Genomic DNA, 13,915 nt, shown 5'->3' with positions numbered 1-13,915 from the left:
CCACGCGCCTCAGCCGACCCGCCCGGCCCAGAAAGTGGATATCGCCCTTCCGGTGATGCGCCGGACACATGGGGTAATCGGGGTTTTCCGCGGCCCCGACGGCCGGGGAACGAGCGGAGGACACCAGGTGTCCTCAGGAAGGAGCAGGGCTCATGAGGGGCGGTAGAGGGATGACGGCCGCGGTCGCCGGGGCGGCCTTGGTGGCTCTCGCGGGATGCGGTGGCAGCGGATCGGGCGACGACAAGCCCTTCGCGGGCAAGAGCGCCGACGAGATCGCAGCCGACGCGGTCAAGGCCACCCAGCAGGCCGACTCGATGCACGTGAAGGGGACCGTGCGGCAGTCCGCCGGGGCCACGGTCACCGTCGACCTGTCGGTCGACCAGCGCAAGAACTGTGACGGCACCATCAAGACCCAGGGCGCCTCCGCGGACGTACGGCACACGAACGGCACCATGTACCTGCGCGGCGACAAGACGTACTGGCAGAACGCCCTCAAGGGGCAGCCCGGCGGCGACAAGATCGTCCCGAAGGTCTCGGACAAATGGGTGAAGGCACCTGCCGACGACTCGATGACGCAAGGTCTGTGCGACAAGCAGGGACTCACCTCGTCCATGGACGAGGACAAGTCGGAGCGCAACGGCATGAAGAAGGGCTCGACGACCACCGTCGACGGCACCGAGGCGATCCGGCTGACCAAGAAGACCTCCGGCGGCGAGACGCTCACCCTGTACGTGGCCACCAAGGGCAAGCCCTACATCCTGCGGACCACGTCCAGCGGCGGCAAGGACCCCAACACCGCGACCTTCAGCGACTACGGGAAGCCGGTTCAGCCGCAGAAGCCGGCGTCCGGCGAGACCGTCGACCTCAAGGAGCTCGCGGCGTCCGCGCAGAAGGCCTGACTCGGGCCGGCGTGCTCCGGCCCCGAAGGGGTAACGGAGCCCCGTGCTGCACGGGCCCGAGGAGCCCGTGGCCACCCCCGTCCCAGGAAAGAGGTGCGCATGTCCGCGTCCCTGCTCGAGTCCGTCGATCTCCAGGCCCCGGTCTCCGTCGCCTGGGAGCTGTGGAGCGATGTGTCCCGGTGGCCGTCCTTCCTCAGCCACGTACGTCTGGTCGAGCCGATGGATGAGCGACGTTTCGCGTGGCAGCTGGAGCTGCCCGGCGCGGAGAAGAACTTCGTCGCCGAACTCACGGAGGTGGTTCCCGAGAACCGGATCGCCTGGCACACCGTCGAGGGGGTGGAGCACGCCGGAGTGGTGACGTTCCACCGCCTCGGTGACACCACGAGCCGGGTGACGCTCCAGATCGAGTACGACCCCAAGGGCTTCGTGGAACATGTCGGTGCCCTCACCAATCTCGACTCCACGCTGGCCAACTACGACCTCGGCGAGTTCCAGAAGCTCGCCGAGGCGACCGCCGCCCAGCGGCTGCGGGGCTGAGAGCCCGTATGTGAGACGACGGCGCGGCGCCCGTCCCCCTCGGGGGGCGGGCGCCGCGGTGTGTCAGCGTGCGTCGGGCCCGTGCTCCTCGTCCGGAGGACTCATAGGCCCGCGGGTACCGCGCACCGTGGCGGCCCGCCCGCACATCACCCGGTCGGCGAACGCCGCGTGCGCGGAGCCGCGGCGAGGCGGCTCCGCGACGGTGTCATGCGGGGTTGTCGATACCGGTGACGGCCGGCGGGCCCAGCGGAGCCTCGTCCTCGCTGAAGCCCGCGGCGCGCAGCGCGTCCGCGGCCGTGCGCTCGGCCTTGTGCTGGGCCTCTTCGCCCGCGCCCGCGGTCACTTCCAGGCGCATGCTGAAGGTGTTGTCGTCGTTGACGGTGAGCAGGTCGAGGTCCTCCTCGCGGCCCAGCTCCGTCTGGTTCGGGTCGGCCGGGCGCAGGCGTTTGGCGATGTCGGCCCGCGCGCGCTCGTCCGCCTCGCGCAGGAACGTGCCCGGGATGGTGATGACGAATGTGGTCACGAGAGAAGCCTTCCTAGTCTCGGCGGCCCGCCTCAGAGGTGCTCGGCGACGGCCTGTCGTGCGGTGGACGGAAGCGCGCGAACGGCGTCGGACGCTCCTCGCAGTGTCTGTGCGGCCTCCCGCTGCGCTCGTCCCGCGGTCTTGCGTCCGGTCGCCGCGGCGCCTCGGGTGCGGTAGGCCACCGACGGCTTTCCGTGCGTATCGGCCGCGGCGATGAGCAGTCCGCCGAGCAGGGAGAGGTTCTTCATGAACTGCGTCCGCTGCCGCGCGCGCTGCTCGGGATCCTTCTCCTTCCACCAGGCGTGACCGGCGATCGTCGTCGGCACCAGGGAGCCGGCGAGCGCGAGGGATGCGACGCGTGGCCACTTCCCGGCCGCCAGCAGCACCCCCGCTCCGACCTGCACGGCCGCGTTGATCCTGACCAGTTGTTCGGGGTCCTCGGGGAGTCGCGGTACGCGTGCCGCCACGGGCACCGCCACCGGCTCCGCGGCGGGCGCGACGCGCGCCGGATCGCGGAGCGTGGACAGCCCGCCGGTGACGAAGACCGAAGCGAGCATCGGACGTGCGGCTTTCCTCAGTACGGTCATGCCCGCACGCCTTCCCCCGGTTCACCCGGTCACTCCGTGTCGCTGTCGTCGTTGTCGGGTCAGAGGGGAAGCACCGCGGTGATGGTCTTCCCGCCGCGGTGCGGATGTACGTCGACCCGGTCCGCGAGCCGGCGCACCAGAGGCCAGCCGAACCCTCCCGGGCGGGTCGCGTCGTCGGGTCCGCGACGCGGCGTCGCCGGGCTGTGGTCACGTACCGACACCTCCACCGTCCCGGGGCCGGTCCGTAGCCGGAAGCCGGCCAGGCCTCCCGCGTGCCGTACGGCGTTGGTCACGAGCTCGGAGACCACGAGCAGGACGTCCTGGGCGGCGACGCTGTCGTCGGGCGCGGCGTCCCGCAGAAATCTGCGGGCCAGATCCCTCGCGCGGGCCGCGGTGTCCGAGCCGGCGCCGAACAGCGACTCGCCGCTCTCCTCACATGCGTGCACGATGCCCAACCTCCGGTACGCGTTTCCTTCGTGCTGCACGAGTACCCCGAAAACCGGGCACTCGCCTGTTCCGGTCGGCCTCAGGCCGCCGTGGTGTGATGCTCGGAGGCGGCCGCTCGGTGGCGTCCCGCGCGTCCTCCTCCGGGAACGAGGCGCAGATGCCACACGCGTCGGCCGGTCGCCGGTCGCGCCTCCTCGTTCAGCAGGTCTTCGATCCGATCCATGGCGATCATCAGGAGTCCCATGGCCGGCAAGAGCAAAAGAGCGACAACTAGCATCGGCAGCGTCCTCCTCGCGGCGTCTCTTCTCGACTGCCCCTGAGCGTCATCTCCACCGTCCCGATGATGTGAAGAATCCGCAACGCCCTCTTCACGGCTTTTCATCCGCTTCGATCCGCCGTCGGCCGCCGCCTGGGGCACGAGCGTCCGGGCTCCTCTCCGGCGCCGCTGGACCACTCGGGTGAGGCGACGCGCGGCCGCGCCGGGCGGGGCTGGGCAGGGACCGGTGCAGGATGGGAGACCCGCACGCCCCCCGACCACGAACGGACCCCCTGTGCACGTTCTCCTCTTCGGCGCCTCCGGCATGATCGGCCAGGGCGTGCTGCGCGTCTGTCTGGACGATCCCCGGGTCACCTCCGTGCGGGCCGTCGTGCGCGCGCCGCTCGGCGTCGCGCATCCGAAGCTGCGCGAGCTCGCGCACGAGGACTTCACCGACTTCTCCGCACTGGCCGCCGAGTTCGCCGGGATCGATGCCTGCTTCTTCTGCCTGGGCGTCTCGTCGGCGGGGCGCGGGCAGGACGAGTACCGGCTCATCACGCACGACTACACGCTCGCGGCCGCGCGCGCCCTGCCGGCGAACCCGGAGCTGACCTTCACCTACGTCTCGGGCGAGGGAACCGACAGCACCGAGAAGGGACGTTCCGCGTGGGCGCGGGTGAAGGGACGCACCGAGAACGAGCTGCTCGCGATGGACTTCCACGGCTACATGTTCCGTCCCGGCTACATCCAGCCCTCGCACGGTGAGCGTTCCAGGACGCGGTGGTACCGGTGGATGTACGCCGCAGGGTCGTGGCTGTACCCGGTGCTCCGTCGGCTGGCGCCGAAGCATGTGACGACGACGGAGAACCTCGGGAAGGCGATGCTCGAGGTCGCCGGCCGACGCGGCGCGGGCGAGCACATCCTCCACAGTCCGGACATCAACCGGCTGGCGACGGTCACCACACCCTGAGGCACACGCCACTACCCCGCGTTTGCAATTAACCCGCGTGTGCAATTATTGTGGTCGCTCGTAAGGCCCCCTCGCATTGTCGCGGCACGGCACGACCGCAAGAGACCAAGGGACGACCACATGTCCAGCATCCCCACCGTCACCCTCAACAACGGCGTCACCATGCCGCAGCTCGGCTTCGGCGTCTTCCAGGTCCCCGACGAGGAGACCACAGCCGCCGTGGCCACCGCCCTCGACGCCGGCTACCGCAGCATCGACACCGCCGCGATCTACGGCAACGAGCGCGGCGTGGGCCGGGCGCTCGCCGACTCCGGTATCGCCCGCGACGAACTGTTCGTCACCACCAAGCTGTGGAACGCCGACCAGGGCCACGATGCCACGCTCGCCGCCTTCGAGACCTCCCTGGACAAGCTGGGCCTCGACCACGTCGACCTGTACCTCATCCACTGGCCGACCCCGGCCCGTGACCTCTACCTCGACACCTGGCGCGCCCTGGAGAAGCTGCTCGCCGACGGGCGCACCCGCGCCATCGGCGTCTCCAACTTCCAGCCCGCCCACCTCGATCGCCTGCTTTCCGGCGCCTCCGTCGTCCCGGCCGTCAACCAGATCGAGCTCCACCCGGGCCTGCAGCAGCGGGAGTTGCGCGAATTCCACGCCCGGCACGGCATCGCCACCGAGGCCTGGAGCCCGCTCGCCCAGGGCGCCGTCCTCGGGGACGACGCCGTCGCCACGATCGCCGCGCGGCACGGCAAGAGCCCGGCCCAGGTGGTCCTGCGCTGGCACCTGCAGATCGGCAACGTGGTGATCCCCAAGTCGGTCACCGAGGCCCGGATCCGCGAGAACCTCGACGTCTTCGACTTCGAGCTCAGCACGCAGGAGCTCGACGCCCTCGCCGCCGCGGACCGCGGTCTGCGCACGGGCCCGGACCCCGACACCCTCAACTGACCCCCCGACACCCCCCCCACGCAGTACGGATTGAGGCACCACCATGAGCATTCGCTCCCTGCTGCCGGGCCGCATCGGCTTCGGCACCGCACCGCTCGGCAACATGTTCCGCGCGATCCCCGACGAAGAGGCCGCCGCGACCGTGCAGGCGGCCTGGGACCAGGGCATCCGCTACTTCGACACCGCGCCCCTGTACGGCGCGGGCCTCGCGGAGATCCGCCTCGGCGACGTCCTTTCCCAGCAGCCGCGCGACGCGTACGTGCTGTCCACGAAGGTCGGCCGGGTCATCCTCGACGAGGTCGAGGACCCCGCGAGCCGTGAACTCGGTGAGAAGGGCGCCCTGTTCGAGCACGGCCGCCCCAACAAGATCGTCAACGACTACAGCGCCGACGCGACGCTGCGCTCCGTCGAGGACAGCCTCAAGCGCCTGAAGACGGACCGCCTCGACATCGTCTGGGTGCACGACGTCGCCCAGGACTTCTACGGCGACGAGTGGGTGAACGTGTACGAGAGCGCCCGCACCGGCGCGTTCCGTGCCCTCACCCGGCTCCGCGAGGAGGGCGTCATCAAGGCCTGGGGCCTCGGCGTCAACAAGGTCGAGCCGCTGGAGATGACCCTGGACCTGGACGAGCCGCGCCCCGACGCGTTCCTGCTCGCCGGCCGCTACACCCTGCTCGACCACGAGCGCGCCCTGCAGCGCCTGCTGCCCGCTGCCGCGGAGAGCGACGTCGACATCGTCGTCGGCGGGCCCTACAGCTCCGGCATCCTCGCGGGCGGCAGCCACTTCGAGTACGCCGAGGCGCCCGCCCACATCGTGGAGAAGGTCGGCCTGATCAAGGCTCTCGCCGAGGAGCACGGCATCGGCATCAAGTCCGCCGCGCTCCAGTTCGTGCTCGCGCACCCGGCCGTCGCCGCGGTCATCCCCGGCGCGACGCGGCCCGCCCGTATCGCCGAGGACCTCGGCGCGCTCGCCCAGGACGTCCCGTACGCCTTCTGGAAGTCCCTGCGCGACCGCAACGTCATCGCGCACCAGGCGCCGGTGCCCGTGAAGGATGCGTCGTGACCGCGGCATCCGTCACCCTCGACGTACCGCGCGACGCCGACCATGTGTGGCAACTCATCGGCGGCTTCGGCTCGTTGCCCGACTGGCTGCCGTACATCACGGAGAGCCTGCCGAGCGAGGGCGGCCGCGTACGGACCCTGACGAACGCCGAGGGCGGGGTCATCGTCGAACGCCTCGAAGCCTTCGACGAGGCGGACCGCGCGTACAGCTACTCGATCGAGCGGGCCCCGTTCCCCGTCCGGCAGTACCGGTCGACCCTGCGGGTCGTCGACCGGGGCGCGGACGGGTCGCGGGTGGAGTGGTCGGGCACGTTCACCCCTGACGGCGTCACCGACGCCGAGGCGAGCGCCCTCTTCGAGACCATCTACCGTGACGGGCTGGCGGCTCTGGCAAGGACGCTGGCCGGCTGATCGGCCGACCCGCCGGAGTCGAGGGGCCAGGACATCCTGGCCCCTCTCGCTGTCGGCACTCCCCCGCCCGGCGCGGTCAGCGGCGCCGGAGCGACGCGTCGAGCAGAGCGGGCGGCGTGTCGGACTTCTCCTCAGGGGCGAGGTCGGTACCGGGAGCGACGATCTCGTCGATCGCGTCGAGCACGTCGGCGGAGAGCACGGTGTCCGCCGCGGCGAGCTGCGCGTGCAGGTGGTCCATCGTGCGGGGGCCGATGAGCGCACCGGTCACAGCGGGGTGTGCGGTCACGAAACCGAGCGCGAGCTGAATCATCGTCAGGCCCGCCTCGTCGGCGACCCCGGCGAGGCGCTCGACGGCGTCGAGCCTGGCGCGGTTGGCCGGGACGGCGAGATCGAAGCGCTGCGGCATGAATGCCGAGCGGCTGGTGGCGACGTCCCGGCCCGCGCGGACCGCGCCCGACAGCCAGCCCGACGCCAAGGGGCTCCACACCAGCACCCCCAGCCCGTACTCCTCGGTCACCGGCAGGACGTGGGACTCGATCCCGCGCTGCAGGACCGAATAACTGGGCTGTTCGGTGACGTAGCGGCTCAGGTGGTGCTCCCGGGCAGCCCACTGCGCCTGCACGACGCGGTACGCGGGGAAGGTGGAGGAGCCGAAGTACCGGATCTTGCCCGCGCGTTGCAGGTCGGTCAGTGCCGACAGTGTCTCCTCGTCGCCGGTGGCGGGGTCCCAGCGGTGGATCTGGAAGAGGTCCACGTGGTCGACGCCGAGGCGGCGCAGACTGTTGTCCAGCTCGGTGACGAGCCAGCGGCGCGAGCCGCCCCGGTGGTTGCGCTCGTCGCCCATCGGCAGGCCCGCCTTCGTGGCCAGCACGAGGTCGTCGCGGCGGCCGGCGATCGCCTTGCCGACCATCTCCTCCGACTCGCCGCCGCTGTACGCGTCGGCGGTGTCGATGAGGTTGATCCCGCCGTCGAGCGCGGCATCGACGAGGGCGGTGACCTCGTCCTGAGTGGTGCGCCCGATCGCGCCGAAGTTCATCGCGCCGAGCGCGAGAGAGCTGACCTGTACACCGGTGCGGCCCAAGGTGCGGTACTGCATGAGGACATTCCTCCATGGCGAAGGAGGGCACGACTTGGTCGTCGGGCCCCTGATCTGACATCATCGATTAAACGGAACGTTGCTCCGCTAACGATACGGAGCCGTGTTCCGTTTAGCAAGGTGATGCGTTTCCCGTGGTGGAGAGGACGGCGCGGTGCAGGACAGCGACGACAGGGCAGGGCAGGCGGCCCGGCCCAAGCGGGCGGACGCGCGGCGCAACGAGGAGACGCTGCTCGACGCCGCCGCCGCGGCCTTCGTGGCCTCGGGGGTGGAGGTTCCGGTGCGCGCCATCGCCGCCAGGGCCGGGGTCGGGATGGGCACGATCTACCGCCACTTCCCGACCCGGGCGGACCTCATCATCGCCGTGTACCGGCACCAGATCGAGGCCTTGGCCGAGGCCGGCCCCTCCCTCTTGGCGAGCTCCCCGAGTCCGCATGCCGCACTGGGCCGTTGGGTCGACCTCTTCGTCGACTTCCTGGTGACGAAGCACGGGCTCGCCGGCGTGCTGCGGTCCGACGACACCGGCTTCGACGCGCTGCACGCCCACTTCCTCGACCGGCTCCTGCCCGTCTGCGCCGAGCTGCTCGAAGCCGCGGCGGCCGCCGGCGAGATCAGCCCGGGCATGGACGCCTATCCCCTGATGCGTGGCGTCGGCAACCTCTGCATCGGCGCGGACAGTGACGAGCGCTACGACGCGCGCCGACTGGTGGAACTCCTCATCACGGGACTACGGATCGGCCTCAGCCAAGAATGAGCGGGAGGCGCGCCGCGAACGCGCCGAGCGCGGCCGCCTGCGCATCGGTCGGCGCGCGGCGTCCCGTACCGATCAGCAGTGCCTGCGTGTCGGAGAACGAGGCCGGGAACGCGGCGCCGCCGATCTTCTCCAGCGAGGCGCGGGCCGCAGCGAGGGTCTCGGCGGGCGGACGCGGGGCGGACGGCAGATGGGCGACGAGGTCGAGGTGGTGCAGGGTCCATTCGAGGACGTACGCCGAGAGGTAGTCGCCGACGGTAAGCACCTCGTCCTGCGTGCTGACGCAGGCGGCGGGGTCGGCGAGTTCGGCGGCGCGGCCCGCGGCGGAGCCGACATCGTCGAGGTGGAACGTGAGCCACCGCGGCTCGCCGTACGCCGCGGCCAGCCGGGGGATCAGCGCGTCGAGCGGGTCGTCACCGGTCGGAGGTTCGGCGGCGAGCTCCCAGTAGGTGGCCGCATCCACGGTCGGTGCGGTGTCGGCGGGTGTGACCAGGGTGATCAGAACGTCCTGGGCGTCGATGACCAGGTGACACACCAGGTCCCGCACGAGCCAGCCGGCACAGCCGGACGGCTGCTCGAAGTCGGCGTCGCGGAGACCGGCGACCGCCGCACGCAGAGCCGTCCATGAGCACGAGAAGAGATGCACGTCGGCACGGTAGGCCCGGGACGACGGCCCGGACAAGCACATTCCGCGCCGCCGGAGCACCGGGATCAGAGCGAGACGGAGGTGCCAAGCCCCCCTTTGGTCGCTCATAAGTCAGCCTTATGAGCCCATAGATCGGACCCGCCTGCAAACTAAGGCTTGCCTTACTTTAAGATTGTTCGGAGTACTCCGCTTTCCTTCGAAGGGAACCTGAACATGCCTCGCCCTCTGCGGGTCGCCATTGTCGGAGCGGGCCCCGCCGGCATCTACGCCGCCGACGCTCTGCTGAAGTCCGCAGTGGCCGCCGAACCCGGCGTGTCCATCGACCTGTTCGAGCGCATGCCCGCTCCCTTCGGCCTGATCCGCTACGGCGTGGCGCCCGACCACCCGCGCATCAAGGGCATCGTCACCGCCCTGCACCAGGTCCTCGACAAGCCGCAGATCCGCCTCTTCGGCAACGTCGACTACCCCCGCGACATCGACCTCGACGAGCTGCGCAGCTTCTACGACGCCGTCGTCTTCTCGACCGGAGCCACCGCGGACCGGGCCATGGGCATCCCGGGCCTCGAACTCGACGGTTCCTACGGCGCGGCGGACTTCGTCTCCTGGTACGACGGTCACCCCGATGTGCCCAGGACCTGGCCGCTGGACGCGGAGAAGGTCGCCGTCCTCGGCGTCGGCAACGTCGCGCTCGACGTCGCCCGCATCCTGGCCAAGACCGCGGAAGAGCTGCTGCCGACCGAGATCCCGCCGAACGTGCACGCCGGCCTGGCGGCCAACAAGGCCCGCGAGATCCACGTGTTCGGCCGGCGCGGACCGGCACAGGCGAAGTTCAGCCCGATGGAGCTGCGGGAGCTCGACCACTCCCCCACCATCGAGGTCATCGTCAACCCCGAGGACATCGACTACGACGACGGCTCCATCGCGACGCGCCGCGCCAACAAGCAGGCCGACATGGTCGCGAAGACCCTGGAGAACTGGGCGATCCGCGATGTCGGCACGCGCCCGCACAAGCTGTTCCTGCACTTCTTCGAGTCGCCCACCGAGATCCTCGGCGAGGACGGCAAGGTCGTCGGGCTGCGCACCGAGCGCACGGAGCTCGACGGCACCGGCAACGTCAAGGGGACCGGCGCCTTCACCGACTGGGACGTCACCTCGGTCTACCGCGCCGTGGGCTACCTCTCGGACGAGCTGCCCAAGCTTCCCTGGGACGTCGCGTCCGGCACCGTTCCCGACGAGGGCGGCCGCGTGATCCAGGAGACCGGCGAGCACCTGCGGTCCACGTACGTCACGGGATGGATCCGGCGCGGTCCGATCGGTCTCATCGGCCACACCAAGGGCGACGCCAACGAGACCGTCGCCAACCTGCTGGACGACCACGCCCACGGCCGTCTGCACACCCCCGCGGCCCCGGCCCCGGAGGCCGTCGACGCCTTCCTCGGCGAGCGCGGTGTCCGTTACACCACGTGGGACGGCTGGCACCGGCTCGACGCCGCGGAGAAGGCCCTCGGTGAACCGCACGGCCGCGAGCGCGTCAAGATCGTCGAGCGCGACGGGATGCTCGACGCGAGTGGTGCCTGAGCGCCCGTCTCAGTAGAACCGGGAAAGTCCCTGCCGCGGATCGCGGCAGGGACTTTCCCGTCTGTCGGCCGGACCGCCTCAGGCCGGTTCGTCGAACGGCGTCACGCGGCGGTACGCGGCCCGCGCATGCAGCACCCGGCCCGTGATCGTCCCCACGAGCGCCGCGGCGAAGAGGCATGCCATCCAGCCGGGGTCCCGGTGTCCGGCCCAGGAGAGTTCGCCGGTCGGCTCGGTGCCGAGGACGTTCAGGCAGGTCCAGCAGAGGAGTGCGGTGCCCGGGGCCGCCGTGAAGCGGCCCCGCATGCCGAGGAGCCCGGCCAGCAGCGAGAGGACCATCAGCGCGAAGCCCGTACGGTCGAGGAAACCGAGCACGCTCAAGAGGCCCACGAGCGCGAACGCGCCCAGGTACGCGGCGGTCCAGATGAGCGGTGTCGCCCAGGGTTCCGGGACCTGCCGCACTCCTCGGCCGATCCGTCTCCACTCCACCATTGCCGGCTCCCTCCCGCGCACCCCCTCCGATCGGGGCACATCGGCCGGCCCCCTCCAACGGCTGCCCCGCAGAACGCTACCGCCCGCGGGAGCGGCGGGGTCAACCGGCCGTCGGCTGTGCCCGCTTGGGCAGCTTCCAGTTCGGCCGGGGGAAGTGGCAGGTGTAGCCGTCCGGGTAGCGCTCCAGGTAGTCCTGGTGCTCCGGCTCGGCCTGCCAGAAGTCGCCCAGCGGCTCCACCTCGGTGACGACCTTGCCCGGCCACAGCCCACTGGCGTCGACGTCGGCGATGGTGTCCAGGGCAACGGCGCGCTGCGCCTCGTCGGCGTAGTAGATGGCCGAGCGGTAGCTGCGGCCGATGTCGTTGCCCTGGCGGTCCCTGGTCGTCGGGTCGTGGATCTGGAAGAAGAACTCCAGCTGGTCCCGGTAACTGGTGACCGACGGGTCGAAGACGATCTCGATCGCCTCGGCGTGGTCGCCGTGGTTACGGTACGTGGCGTTCGGGGTGTCGCCGCCGCTGTAGCCGACGCGCGTGGACACCACTCCCGCCTGCTTGCGGATCAGGTCCTCCATACCCCAGAAGCAGCCCCCGGCCAGCACGGCCTTCTCGGTTCCCACGGTCATGCGAAACTCCCTGCCCACGTTGGTTCGTCCGTTCCATTGTGCTGTCGGACGGCGCAGGGTGTAACGCTCGGCGGGGTCAGCCGATTCCCTCGATCCCCTCCTTGAGCCGGGCCACGTTCGCCCGTACGTCGCCCTTGCTCAGGTCGCTGCCGATGCTGACGGTGAAGGCGCCGGCCGCCAGCCACTGCGCCGCGTTGTCGACCGTGACACCCCCGGTCGCCGCGATATGGGCACCGGGCAGGACCGAGAGCACCGACTTCAGGTAGGCGATGCCGCCGACGTGGGCGGGGAACAGCTTGGCCACACCGCGGTCGGCCGCCGTGCGCAGTTCGCTCGGGGTGAGACCGCCCTCGATCAGAAGCCGTCCCGCGGCGTCCGCGACGGGCCGCACTTCAGGCACCTGGAAGGGGCTGACGAGGAACTGCGCCCCGGCCGCCAGGGCCCGTTCGGCGATATCGGCCGAGTTGACGGTGCCCAGGCCCAGCGTGACCTGGGGCGCCTCGCGCGACCACGTCTCCACGAGTTTCTCCCAGCCGGGGGTGGTCGCGGTGAACTCGAAGGCGGTGATGCCGCAGTCGACGAGGGTACGGGCCACGCGGTCGGCGGTATCGGCGTCGGCCTCGCGGACGGTCGGGGTGACGCGGGCCAGGCCGAGACGTGCGATGACGTCGGCGGGGGCGGGGCTCATCGGGGTCTCCGGGAGGGTGGGTGCGCTGTCGGTCATGCCGGGGCCGCGATCCGGGCCAGCTCGTCCAGGACGGACTCGGCGTCGGTGCCACTGGCGCGCAGCACGATGGCGTCGCCGCAGCGGATGTTGAGGGTCATCAGGGACAGCACGCTGCGCGCGGGGACCTCGTGGCCGTCCTCACGGGCGACGGTGATCTCGGCCGCGCTGCGGGCGGCGGTCTGGGCGAACGCGGCGGCCGGACGGGCGTGCAGCCCGGCTTCCTCGGTGACGACCAGGCGGCGTTCGACGACGGTCATCGGCCTTCTCCCTCGAGCAGTGCGGTCAGCTGTCCCACGAGGCGCTCTTCCTCGTCGGGGCGCAGGGGGCGCGGGTCGATAAAGAGGCGGCCGGTGAGGGCGTGGTGGTCGCGCAGATGGATGCCGTGGGCGGCGAGTTCGGCGGCGAGGCGACTCGCGTCACGGCCGGCCTGCTCGGGGTCCACCGTGAGTTCGGTGCGGTGGATGGCGCGGCCCGCCTCGTCGGCGACGACCCGGGTGGTGATGCCGGGCAGCGCGGCGAGGCGGTCCGCGAGCTTCTCCATCCGTTCGCGGTGGTCGACGGGGGCGTCGGTCCCGTACTCGCGCAGCGCCTGGACCAGGCCGAACAGGGTCTCCTTGCCGACCTTCATCGGGCGGGCGATGCCGCCGTACTGGGCGCGGCAGGCGGTCATGAGCGCGGCGCTGCCGCAGATCATTCCGGAGGTGGGGCCGCCCACCGCCTTGCCGCCGCTGTAGATCACGAGGTCGGCGCCGGTGGCGGGCCAGTGCCGCAGGTCCCCTTCGGCGGCGGCGTCGACGATGACCGGGATGCCGTGGCGCCGGCCCACCTCGACGGTCTCCGCGAGGGTGACCATGCCCTTCTGCACGGCGTGGTGCGACTGGACGTAGAGGAGTGCCGCGGTGCGCGGGCCGATGGCGCCTGACAGGTGCGCGGCGGTGACCTTGTTCGCGGCGCCGACCTCGACGGGGCGGCCGCCGCCGAGGGCGACCAACTGCCGGACGGGCGCGCCGAAGTGGACGGAGTGGCCGCGCGGCAGGATCACCTCGCACGGTGCGTCGCCGGGGTCGGGAAGTGCCTCGATACGGGTCAGGTCGGTGCCCGCGATCACGGCGGCGACCGCGATGGCGACGCCGGACGCGGCGCCGGTGGTGGGGCAGCCGTCCTCGGTGCCGGTGGCGCGGGCGATCTCGCGGCCGACGGCGATGATCAAGTCGTCCATGACGACGTGTTGGCGGGCCGCGTCGCCCATCGCGGCGATGACGCCGTCGCTGAGGACGCTGCCGCCGAGCGCTGTCATCTTTCCGCTGGCGTTGATGGCGGGCGGGACGCCGAGGGTCTGGTGGAGAGTGTGCACGCTGTTTCCTTGAAC

Annotated in this window: 18 protein-coding genes; 8 read left to right on the top strand and 10 right to left on the bottom strand. The window is 71.1% G+C overall.

What is annotated here, in order from left to right; genetic code table 11:
• The first annotated feature begins 152 nt into the window (after positions 1–152).
• Both ACIREE_RS25445 and ACIREE_RS25440 read left to right on the top strand, forming a co-directional pair.
• Positions 153–899 carry a hypothetical protein gene (locus ACIREE_RS25445; RefSeq protein WP_404156417.1) on the top strand — a complete coding sequence of 249 codons (747 nt, stop codon included), beginning with the start codon at positions 153–155 and terminating at the stop codon, positions 897–899.
• 99 nt (positions 900–998) lie between these two features.
• Positions 999–1,436, top strand: a complete 438-nt coding sequence (locus tag ACIREE_RS25440) for an SRPBCC family protein (RefSeq protein ID WP_404156414.1) — start codon at positions 999–1,001, stop codon at positions 1,434–1,436.
• A 205-nt stretch (positions 1,437–1,641) separates the two neighbouring features.
• Here ACIREE_RS25440 and ACIREE_RS25435 read toward each other — a convergent pair whose 3' ends face one another.
• Genes ACIREE_RS25435 through ACIREE_RS25425 form a run of 3 tightly spaced genes read right to left on the bottom strand, consistent with a single transcriptional unit; the run spans position 1,642 to position 2,992 of the window.
• Complete coding sequence (locus ACIREE_RS25435) at positions 1,642–1,959, bottom strand: hypothetical protein (protein ID WP_404156412.1); 318 nt, start codon at positions 1,957–1,959, stop codon at positions 1,642–1,644.
• A gap of 32 nt (positions 1,960–1,991) precedes the next feature.
• Positions 1,992–2,546: a DoxX family protein gene (locus ACIREE_RS25430; protein WP_404156409.1), complete on the bottom strand. Its 555-nt coding sequence runs from the start codon at positions 2,544–2,546 to the stop codon at positions 1,992–1,994.
• A 59-nt stretch (positions 2,547–2,605) separates the two neighbouring features.
• Positions 2,606–2,992 (bottom strand): ATP-binding protein, encoded by a 387-nt coding sequence (locus ACIREE_RS25425; RefSeq protein ID WP_404156406.1) that lies wholly within the window; start codon positions 2,990–2,992, stop codon positions 2,606–2,608.
• A 552-nt stretch (positions 2,993–3,544) separates the two neighbouring features.
• Here ACIREE_RS25425 and ACIREE_RS25420 point away from each other — a divergent pair.
• The 4 genes from ACIREE_RS25420 to ACIREE_RS25405 all read left to right on the top strand — a co-directional run bounded on the left by ACIREE_RS25420 (position 3,545) and on the right by ACIREE_RS25405 (position 6,637).
• Entirely contained in the window at positions 3,545–4,219 is a 675-nt protein-coding gene (locus ACIREE_RS25420; protein ID WP_404156403.1) for an NAD(P)H-binding protein, read from the top strand.
• A gap of 120 nt (positions 4,220–4,339) precedes the next feature.
• Complete coding sequence (locus ACIREE_RS25415; protein ID WP_404156401.1) at positions 4,340–5,164, top strand: aldo/keto reductase; 825 nt, start codon at positions 4,340–4,342, stop codon at positions 5,162–5,164.
• Positions 5,165–5,207: 43 nt separating this feature from the next.
• Positions 5,208–6,227, top strand: coding sequence for an aldo/keto reductase (locus ACIREE_RS25410; protein ID WP_404156398.1), 1,020 nt, complete (start codon positions 5,208–5,210; stop codon positions 6,225–6,227).
• Positions 6,224–6,637 carry an SRPBCC family protein gene (locus tag ACIREE_RS25405; RefSeq protein WP_404156395.1) on the top strand — a complete coding sequence of 138 codons (414 nt, stop codon included), beginning with the start codon at positions 6,224–6,226 and terminating at the stop codon, positions 6,635–6,637. Before ACIREE_RS25410 ends, ACIREE_RS25405 begins: the two co-directional genes overlap by 4 nt.
• Before the next feature lie 76 nt (positions 6,638–6,713).
• Here ACIREE_RS25405 and ACIREE_RS25400 read toward each other — a convergent pair whose 3' ends face one another.
• Positions 6,714–7,733 carry an aldo/keto reductase gene (locus ACIREE_RS25400; protein WP_404156392.1) on the bottom strand — a complete coding sequence of 340 codons (1,020 nt, stop codon included), beginning with the start codon at positions 7,731–7,733 and terminating at the stop codon, positions 6,714–6,716.
• Positions 7,734–7,887: 154 nt separating this feature from the next.
• On the opposite strand from ACIREE_RS25400, the gene ACIREE_RS25395 reads away from it, so the two are divergent.
• The gene (locus ACIREE_RS25395) at positions 7,888–8,487 is read left to right on the top strand and encodes a TetR/AcrR family transcriptional regulator (protein ID WP_404156389.1); all 600 of its coding nucleotides are present in this window, start codon (positions 7,888–7,890) and stop codon (positions 8,485–8,487) included.
• Here ACIREE_RS25395 and ACIREE_RS25390 read toward each other — a convergent pair.
• Entirely contained in the window at positions 8,474–9,130 is a 657-nt protein-coding gene (locus ACIREE_RS25390) for a maleylpyruvate isomerase N-terminal domain-containing protein (RefSeq protein ID WP_404156386.1), read from the bottom strand. The genes ACIREE_RS25395 and ACIREE_RS25390 overlap by 14 nt on opposite strands.
• A gap of 213 nt (positions 9,131–9,343) precedes the next feature.
• On the opposite strand from ACIREE_RS25390, the gene ACIREE_RS25385 reads away from it, so the two are divergent.
• Positions 9,344–10,708 carry an FAD-dependent oxidoreductase gene (locus tag ACIREE_RS25385; RefSeq protein WP_404156383.1) on the top strand — a complete coding sequence of 455 codons (1,365 nt, stop codon included), beginning with the start codon at positions 9,344–9,346 and terminating at the stop codon, positions 10,706–10,708.
• Positions 10,709–10,786: 78 nt separating this feature from the next.
• On the opposite strand, the gene ACIREE_RS25380 is transcribed toward ACIREE_RS25385, so the two are convergent.
• The 5 genes from ACIREE_RS25380 to ACIREE_RS25360 all read right to left on the bottom strand — a co-directional run bounded on the left by ACIREE_RS25380 (position 10,787) and on the right by ACIREE_RS25360 (position 13,900).
• Positions 10,787–11,197 (bottom strand): hypothetical protein, encoded by a 411-nt coding sequence (locus ACIREE_RS25380; protein ID WP_404156381.1) that lies wholly within the window; start codon positions 11,195–11,197, stop codon positions 10,787–10,789.
• 100 nt (positions 11,198–11,297) lie between these two features.
• Complete coding sequence (msrA, locus tag ACIREE_RS25375) at positions 11,298–11,819, bottom strand: peptide-methionine (S)-S-oxide reductase MsrA (RefSeq protein WP_404156378.1); 522 nt, start codon at positions 11,817–11,819, stop codon at positions 11,298–11,300.
• Positions 11,820–11,895: 76 nt separating this feature from the next.
• The gene (locus ACIREE_RS25370; protein WP_404156376.1) at positions 11,896–12,543 is read right to left on the bottom strand and encodes a bifunctional 4-hydroxy-2-oxoglutarate aldolase/2-dehydro-3-deoxy-phosphogluconate aldolase; all 648 of its coding nucleotides are present in this window, start codon (positions 12,541–12,543) and stop codon (positions 11,896–11,898) included.
• The gene (locus ACIREE_RS25365; RefSeq protein WP_404156374.1) at positions 12,540–12,803 is read right to left on the bottom strand and encodes an HPr family phosphocarrier protein; all 264 of its coding nucleotides are present in this window, start codon (positions 12,801–12,803) and stop codon (positions 12,540–12,542) included. Before ACIREE_RS25365 ends, ACIREE_RS25370 begins: the two co-directional genes overlap by 4 nt.
• Positions 12,800–13,900, bottom strand: coding sequence for a DgaE family pyridoxal phosphate-dependent ammonia lyase (locus ACIREE_RS25360; protein ID WP_404156371.1), 1,101 nt, complete (start codon positions 13,898–13,900; stop codon positions 12,800–12,802). The genes ACIREE_RS25365 and ACIREE_RS25360 overlap by 4 nt, the downstream gene beginning before the upstream one ends.
• Between the last annotated feature and the right edge of the window lie 15 nt (positions 13,901–13,915).

The sequence above is a fragment of the Streptomyces sp. NPDC102467 genome, assembly GCF_044765445.1.
Classification (GTDB): domain Bacteria; phylum Actinomycetota; class Actinomycetes; order Streptomycetales; family Streptomycetaceae; genus Streptomyces.
Note: the sequence above shows the minus strand (reverse complement) of the source record. Positions and strands in the feature narration are given on the sequence as shown.

What these genes read in the sequence shown, in the direction of transcription:
- ACIREE_RS25440 (WP_404156414.1), top strand. Translation starts at nt 999, where the DNA reads ATGTCCGCGTCCCTGCTCGAGTCCGTCGATCTCCAGGCCCCGGTCTCC.
- ACIREE_RS25400 (WP_404156392.1), bottom strand. Translation starts at nt 7,733, where the DNA reads ATGCAGTACCGCACCTTGGGCCGCACCGGTGTACAGGTCAGCTCTCTC.
- ACIREE_RS25380 (WP_404156381.1), bottom strand. Translation starts at nt 11,197, where the DNA reads ATGGTGGAGTGGAGACGGATCGGCCGAGGAGTGCGGCAGGTCCCGGAA.
- ACIREE_RS25410 (WP_404156398.1), top strand. Translation starts at nt 5,208, where the DNA reads ATGAGCATTCGCTCCCTGCTGCCGGGCCGCATCGGCTTCGGCACCGCA.
- ACIREE_RS25370 (WP_404156376.1), bottom strand. Translation starts at nt 12,543, where the DNA reads ATGACCGACAGCGCACCCACCCTCCCGGAGACCCCGATGAGCCCCGCC.
- ACIREE_RS25365 (WP_404156374.1), bottom strand. Translation starts at nt 12,803, where the DNA reads ATGACCGTCGTCGAACGCCGCCTGGTCGTCACCGAGGAAGCCGGGCTG.
- ACIREE_RS25445 (WP_404156417.1), top strand. Translation starts at nt 153, where the DNA reads ATGAGGGGCGGTAGAGGGATGACGGCCGCGGTCGCCGGGGCGGCCTTG.
- ACIREE_RS25430 (WP_404156409.1), bottom strand. Translation starts at nt 2,546, where the DNA reads ATGACCGTACTGAGGAAAGCCGCACGTCCGATGCTCGCTTCGGTCTTC.
- msrA (WP_404156378.1), bottom strand. Translation starts at nt 11,819, where the DNA reads ATGACCGTGGGAACCGAGAAGGCCGTGCTGGCCGGGGGCTGCTTCTGG.
- ACIREE_RS25415 (WP_404156401.1), top strand. Translation starts at nt 4,340, where the DNA reads ATGTCCAGCATCCCCACCGTCACCCTCAACAACGGCGTCACCATGCCG.
- ACIREE_RS25385 (WP_404156383.1), top strand. Translation starts at nt 9,344, where the DNA reads ATGCCTCGCCCTCTGCGGGTCGCCATTGTCGGAGCGGGCCCCGCCGGC.